Consider the following 6,572-nt stretch of genomic DNA (forward strand, 5'->3'; position numbering starts at 1 on the left):
TAATTTCTGAGTTAGGTTTTATTCCTTCGATGTCAAGAAAAGGGAATTCTCCCGACAATGGTGCTTGTGAAACCTTTTTTGCATCACTTAAAACAGAAGTTATATATATAAAACCAAGAAGTAAATGAACTAAAAAGTCAATGATAGAAGCTGTGATTGATTACATTGAATTTTATAATTATTTCAGACCACAAAAGCGTTTAAATTGGGAATCTCCTCAAGATTTTTTAAATAAAAACAAAAGCAATTGAATTGCTTTTGTTAACTAATTTTTGATGTGTTGTTTTTTTATGTCCACTTTTCTTGACAAGATCATAAATGACAAAGTTATTTTTTAATTAAGTTGTTGTACATGTAAGTTTTAAAACCAAAAGAGAGATAAATAATAAAAGTGTTTCACACAAAGCAACCAACAATTAGTCATCAATAAGTTTTTAATAAATCAGTAAAGGTGTGACCAATCAATCCCATTGTGACTATTTGCATCCCAGAAAATAACACTAAAAACCCAATAATATAAAGATGAGCCATTTTGTTGATTTCGAACACTTCGCGCACGACTTTATTTGTTCCTGCTTCTTTATAAGCTACTTGGTGATAAAACAAGGAAGTGATAATCTGACTAATGCCAATTAAGAAAAGTGTGACTAAAATTAAAAGACAATTAACTAATAATTCTAGTGAAATAATGATTTGTTGCTTTTTGGTAATTGTTGGTAGGGACACAATAATTACCAACACAATAATCAACATAAAAAAAGTTGTTGCCCCCATTCAAAGCGCAACTTTATTATTGGTTTTTTTAATCATTTTAAAATCAATAGTCTTACTCATAATACTTATTATATAAAAAATAAGTTAAAATATTGATATTTAGGAGGTCTTTATCATGAAAATATTAGCAATTGAATCAAGTTGTGATGAATTTTCAGTGGGTGTTATTGAAAATGGCAAGATACTTTGCAATGTTGTTTCTTCCCAGATTGAAGACCACAAGCAATTTGGTGGAGTGGTTCCCGAACTAGCTGCCCGTTTGCATGTTGAAAATCTGAATTGGGTTTTAAATGAAGTTAAAGAACAAATTAATCTTGATTGAGCAACTATTGATCGAGTGGCCTATACTGCTCATCCTGGTTTATTAGGTTCATTAATTATTGGCAAAATGGTTGCTCAAACCATTGGGATGTACTTAAACAAACCAGTTGTTGGTTTAGACCATATTGAAGGTCACATTTTTGCTTCAGCGATCAACAACACTTTTACTTATCCAGCTCTGGCTTTAATCGTGAGTGGGGGTCATACCCAAATTGAGTTAGTTAGATCACCCAATGATTTTGAAATCATTGGGTCAACAATTGATGATGCGATTGGGGAAAGTTATGACAAAGTAGCACGCGTTTTGGGTTTCAATTATCCAGGGGGTGCTGAAATTGATAAACGGGCACAACTTGGGCAACCAACTTATCAATTACCTTTAGCAAAAAATGATCAAAGTTATGATTTTTCTTATTCAGGATTAAAAACAGCGGCGATTAATTTACTGCATAATTTACAACAAAAACAAGCACCAATTGATGTGAATAATTTCTGTGCTTCTTTTCAAAAAGCAGCCACAGAAGTTATTCAAATGAAGTTCGAAAGAGCGATTAAAGAGTTTAAACCAACAACATTAACAGTTGGGGGTGGAGTATCGGCCAACAGTAAAATCCGTGAGATGATTTTACAATTAGGCCAACAATATCACATCACCAACACGATCATCCCTCAATTTGAATATTGCACTGATAATGGTGCAATGATGGCACAATTAGCTTTTGAAAAATTTAAATAATCAAAAAATAATCAAAAAATAAGAAAAAAAATAAAAAAAATGGAAAAAAAATGGAAAAAACACAAAATCATTGGTGAATTTTCCATTTTCATATTAAAATAAAATCGTATATCTGATGATATATAAAGGGGTAAAATAATGAGATCTTTCTTAGGTAAGTTAGCGACATTAGATAAAAATGATCTAACCACTCGCGAAACAAAGATTGCTGAATATATTAAAAAAAATTTAGTGATGATGGTAGAAACCGATATGAAAATTGTGACCTTGTCACACGAAGTAGGGACAGGATATTCAGCAATTTATGGATTGTTAAAAAAATTAAATATCCAAGGATATCGAGATTTTTCCATTTCGTTAGCCAATGATGCTGATGCCATGACAATTGATGTCTCAAAAGATGATGAAAATGTTTCACGTAGCTATATTAGCATGATTAAACATAACCACTCTTTAATTGATAAAAAAATGCTTTTTGATACTTTAAATTTAATTAAGAGTGCTAATCGTATTTATGTTGTTTATTGGGAAAGTGTGCTAAGAGGGGCAGCAACTGAATTAACTAATTTTTTCTATTCAGAAAAATTACCAGTCACATTATTAGATTCGGATTGAGATACTATTAATCAAAGAGTAGCTGATGCTGATAAAGAAGATTTATTTCTTTTCTATACCAAATATGGAGCATCAACTCATTTAGCAAAAGTGATTGAGAAAATTAGAAATAAAGGTGGGAAAGTTGTCTTTGTTTCGGGAAGAATTCCGACTCAACAAATTGATAAACACGCTAATCTAATTCATACATTAATTATTGATAATGTTGAAGAGGGTGGAGAATGTGCTATTTCTAAATCAGTGCCGTTTCACTACTTTAATGATTTATTAGTTTATCATTTTCAACATTTGAAGAAAAATAATTAAGCAGCAGTGTTAATTTATTAATTTTAAAAAGGAGGGAAAATGGCTATTTCTATTGAAAATCGTATTTATAAAAAAATGTTCAAAAAAATCAATTTGCGTTTAATCAAATTTTTCAATTTTCTTGGAACATTTTTTATTGGGTCGAGAAACAGCAAAACTAAAAATCATGTTTATTTTTATCCAGAAATTAAACATATGAATAAAGTGATGAAAAAACTTTTCAAACAACCCCAATTACAATTATCACCTTTTGATAATTTAATTCCATTTAAATTTGAAACTGATGACCATGTCATTTTAAGTGGCTTGCAATATATTTCTAATCCTGATAGTGAAAAATGATTGATTGCTTGTCATGGTTTTGGTGAAGATAAGTATTGAGCATTGTATGCAACTAAACCATTTATTGAATTAGGGTATAATATTCTTGTTTTTGATTTTAGAAATCATGGGGAAAGCGAAAAAAATCAACCAGTGACAATGGGTATTTTAGAACAAAAAGATTTATTAGCTGCGATGCAATGATTAAATGAAAATAAAAAATATAAACACCTTGGTTTATTAGGGATTAGTATGGGTGCTTTTGTAATTAACATTGTCCAAGCTAAAGATGAAGCATTGATGAAAAAATATCTTTTAAAGTTTTCTATTAGTGATGTGACATACGGTTCAATCCAATCCTTATTACTCCACATTAGAAATATGTTTTTTAAAAGAATTTTTCAAAAGAAAAGTGTGATTAAAAAAATCAAGAAAATAATTGAATGTCAAAACGAAGAAACCAAGTTGAATTGAAATGAAATTAACATTTTCAAACTTTATGAAAAGGATGGTAAAAAATCATCAATACCAACTTTGTTTACCCATGGGCTAAATGATTTAATTACTCCACCAACAGATAGTTATCGCTTATTTGCTGACCGTAAATTATTTTCCCCACTTGATGAAATTTTAATTTATGATTTTTCAGCCCATGGGTTTTCACTAAAAGAACACTTTATTTCTCAAGCTTATCATTGGATTAAGTTTGAAAATAAAGTGATTGGCACAGACAAAAAGATTAGCATTAAAGCATTAGAAAATATGGGTATTGATGAAAATACCATTTTAAATAACAAAGAAGAAAAATATGAAATTAATACATTTTATTTTTCAGGTAAAGAATAGAGGGCATTATGAAAGAATTACAACAAATCCACCAAGAGTTTGCAAAACTTGATGGTCAAGAAATAGCGATTATTGCAAGAGTGAGATCAAACAGACAAGGAAAGGCTGTTTGTTTTATGATTGTGAATGATGGAACAAGTTTTGATGATTTGCAAGTTGTTTATAAAACAGAAGTTAAAGGCTTTGATGATGCCATCAAAGCCAGAGTTTCTTCAATTGTTGAAGTGACTGGAAAATTAATTTTAACCCCAGGTAAACCCCAACCATTTGAATTGATGGCAACTGAAATTGAATTATTAGATCAAGCTGTGGAAGAATATCCTTTACAAAAAAAAGAACATTCTCCAGAATTTTTAAGAGAAATTGCTCATTTAAGAGCGAGAACTAAAACTTTTAACGCAATTTATAAAGTTCGTTCAGAACTTTCATTTGCGATTCATAAATACTTTAACGATCACGGTTTTTTATATGCACAAACCCCGATCATTACTGGAAATGATGCTGAAGGTGCTGGAGAAACTTTTACAGTTACCACAAGAAGTGATAATAAATATGAACAAGACTTTTTCGGTAAACAATCAACTTTAACAGTATCTGGACAATTACATGCTGAAGCACTAGCGCAAGCATTTAAAAAAGTTTATACATTTGGGCCAACTTTTAGAGCAGAAAATTCTAACACATCAAAACATGCTGCTGAATTTTGAATGATTGAACCAGAAGTTGCTTTTAATGACTTAAAAGCCAACATTGAGTTAATTGAGTCATTAATTAAAACGACTGTTGGTCATGTTGTTGAAAAATGTGCTGCAGAACTAAAATTCTTAGAAACTAATTTAGAACCAGGGTTACTAGATAAAATTAACAATTTAGTTCATACTAAATTCAAAGTCACTGAATATGGTCAAGCAATTCAATTGCTTCAAGAAGCAATTAAAAACGGTCATCAATTTGAAGAAAATAATATTGTCTTTGGTTTAGACTTAGCAACTGAACACGAAAGATATATTTGTGAAGTAATTAACCAAGCTCCAACTTTCGTGACTAACTATCCAAAAGATATTAAAGCTTTTTATATGAAGCAAAACGATGATCACAAGACTGTTGCTGCTGTTGATTTACTAGTCCCAGGAATTGGGGAATTAGTTGGGGGAAGTGAACGTGAAGGTGATTATGATAAGTTAATTAAACGCTGCCAAGAAATGAAGATTGATCCTGCCAGTTTAGATTGATATCTAAACTTAAGAAAGTATGGTTACTATAAATCTGCTGGATTTGGTTTAGGTTTTGAAAGATTATTAATGTATATCACTGGAGTTGCTAACATTCGTGATGTCTTGTTATACCCAAGAACACCAAATAACTTATTATTCTAAAAATAATTGAAAAACATTATTTACATGTAGGGTACCCTTTTTCGGGACACACATATTTTACAACAGTGTAATCCGTTTATTATTGTAAAAATTACAATAATGTTTTAAATTGAGTGAATATTCATCTAAAGTTGTATAAACATGACTTTCTTTTAAGGCTTCTCTCTTTAAAGTGCTTCAAAAACCTTCGATAAAACCATTGTCAGTTGACTTACCAACTCTTGACATACTTGGTTTGAAACCAAATCAAGTTAGGATTAATCAATATTGATATGATTTAAATTCAGACCCATTATCTGAATGAATAATAGAATTTTTTTTAAATGAACCAAATTCATCAACCATTTTTAAAAAGGATTCCATTACTAATTCCATACCTTTGTATGGCTTAGTAACCACACCAAAGACTTTCTTTTGTTTAATATGATAAAAAGCACATGTGTATCATTTTTCTTTTCCATAGTTTACTTCAGTAATATCAGTTGAAAAGACATCACCAAATTTTGTTAAATCCATTTTTGGTTTAATAATTTGCTTATATTTGCCTTCTTGTTCTGGAATTGGTGACTTTTCTTTTTTAGGAGGATGTGAATTATTAGGTTTTAAATTATAGAAAATCATGTATCTACGAGCTTTTTTGACACTTATACCTAATTCTTTAGCAATTCTTTTAGGCCCATATGTATTACCACTATCTTTAAATTCTTGATCAATTTTCAAGACCAATTCGTAGTTAATACAACGATTTATAGGTTTATTTTCTTTTAATCAACGATAATAAACTGTTTTGGAAAGTCCAAACAATTGGCACAATGTTCTAATTGGAAGTTCCTTTTTTTCAATGTAAAAGTTTGTGATGACTATACATTTATAAATATTTAGCTCTCATTTATTTACTTTTTTTTATCAATTTCTCTTTTTAAAAGGCGAAATAATTCTTGTCTAGTTTCTAGTTCTAAGTTTGCTCGTTTTAATTTCTTGATTTCCTTTTCTAACTCTTTAATTTTTTGGTCTTCTACTTTTTTAGTTCCTGATAAACCCTCAGAACCAAATTTATCATATTGTTGCACTCATTTTGAAAATGCTTGATAAGTGACGTTGTATGGAACCACAAAATGGCGCATTTCTAGCTTAGAATTTTTAAATTCTAAAATCATATTTTCTTTTTCTATTGGACTGTATTGTCTATTCATAATAAAAACCTCTTTCGTTACATATAATTTTACAATCACTTTATTGTGATTTAAATTATGTGTCCCGAAAAAGGGAACCTTACA

The 6,572-nt window shown here is 29.8% G+C and carries 8 protein-coding genes; 5 read left to right on the top strand and 3 right to left on the bottom strand.

Features of this window, described 5'->3' with window-relative positions:
* Window positions 1-269, top strand: a 269-nt coding sequence (locus P695_RS0104590; protein WP_028127057.1) for an IS3 family transposase, incomplete at its 5' end; no start/stop codon positions are given.
* A gap of 58 nt (window positions 270-327) precedes the next feature.
* On the opposite strand, the gene P695_RS0104595 is transcribed toward P695_RS0104590, so the two are convergent.
* Window positions 328-834, bottom strand: coding sequence for a hypothetical protein (locus P695_RS0104595; protein WP_028127058.1), 507 nt, complete (start codon window positions 832-834; stop codon window positions 328-330).
* A 55-nt stretch (window positions 835-889) separates the two neighbouring features.
* On the opposite strand from P695_RS0104595, the gene tsaD reads away from it, so the two are divergent.
* The 4 genes from tsaD (at window position 890) to asnS (ending at window position 5,295) form a co-directional block, all read left to right on the top strand.
* Window positions 890-1,831, top strand: coding sequence for a tRNA (adenosine(37)-N6)-threonylcarbamoyltransferase complex transferase subunit TsaD (gene tsaD / locus P695_RS0104600; RefSeq protein ID WP_028127059.1), 942 nt, complete (start codon window positions 890-892; stop codon window positions 1,829-1,831).
* A gap of 138 nt (window positions 1,832-1,969) precedes the next feature.
* Window positions 1,970-2,752: a MurR/RpiR family transcriptional regulator gene (locus P695_RS0104605; RefSeq protein ID WP_028127060.1), complete on the top strand. Its 783-nt coding sequence runs from the start codon at window positions 1,970-1,972 to the stop codon at window positions 2,750-2,752.
* A gap of 39 nt (window positions 2,753-2,791) precedes the next feature.
* Window positions 2,792-3,919, top strand: coding sequence for an alpha/beta hydrolase (locus P695_RS0104610; RefSeq protein ID WP_035026592.1), 1,128 nt, complete (start codon window positions 2,792-2,794; stop codon window positions 3,917-3,919).
* A gap of 8 nt (window positions 3,920-3,927) precedes the next feature.
* A complete protein-coding gene (gene asnS, locus P695_RS0104615) occupies window positions 3,928-5,295 on the top strand; it encodes an asparagine--tRNA ligase (RefSeq protein WP_035026594.1) in 1,368 nt (455 codons plus the stop codon).
* A 57-nt stretch (window positions 5,296-5,352) separates the two neighbouring features.
* Here the strand turns inward: asnS and P695_RS0104620 are convergent, their stop codons facing one another.
* Window positions 5,353-6,099, bottom strand: coding sequence for a DDE-type integrase/transposase/recombinase (locus P695_RS0104620; protein WP_028126637.1), 747 nt, complete (start codon window positions 6,097-6,099; stop codon window positions 5,353-5,355).
* An 89-nt stretch (window positions 6,100-6,188) separates the two neighbouring features.
* On the bottom strand, window positions 6,189-6,488 hold the full coding sequence (locus tag P695_RS0104625) for a transposase (RefSeq protein WP_028126638.1): 300 nt from the start codon (window positions 6,486-6,488) through the stop codon (window positions 6,189-6,191).
* Window positions 6,489-6,572: the final 84 nt, after the last annotated feature.

Source organism: Williamsoniiplasma lucivorax ATCC 49196, assembly GCF_000518285.1.
In the GTDB taxonomy this organism is placed as follows: domain Bacteria; phylum Bacillota_I; class Bacilli_A; order Mycoplasmatales; family Mycoplasmataceae; genus Williamsoniiplasma; species Williamsoniiplasma lucivorax.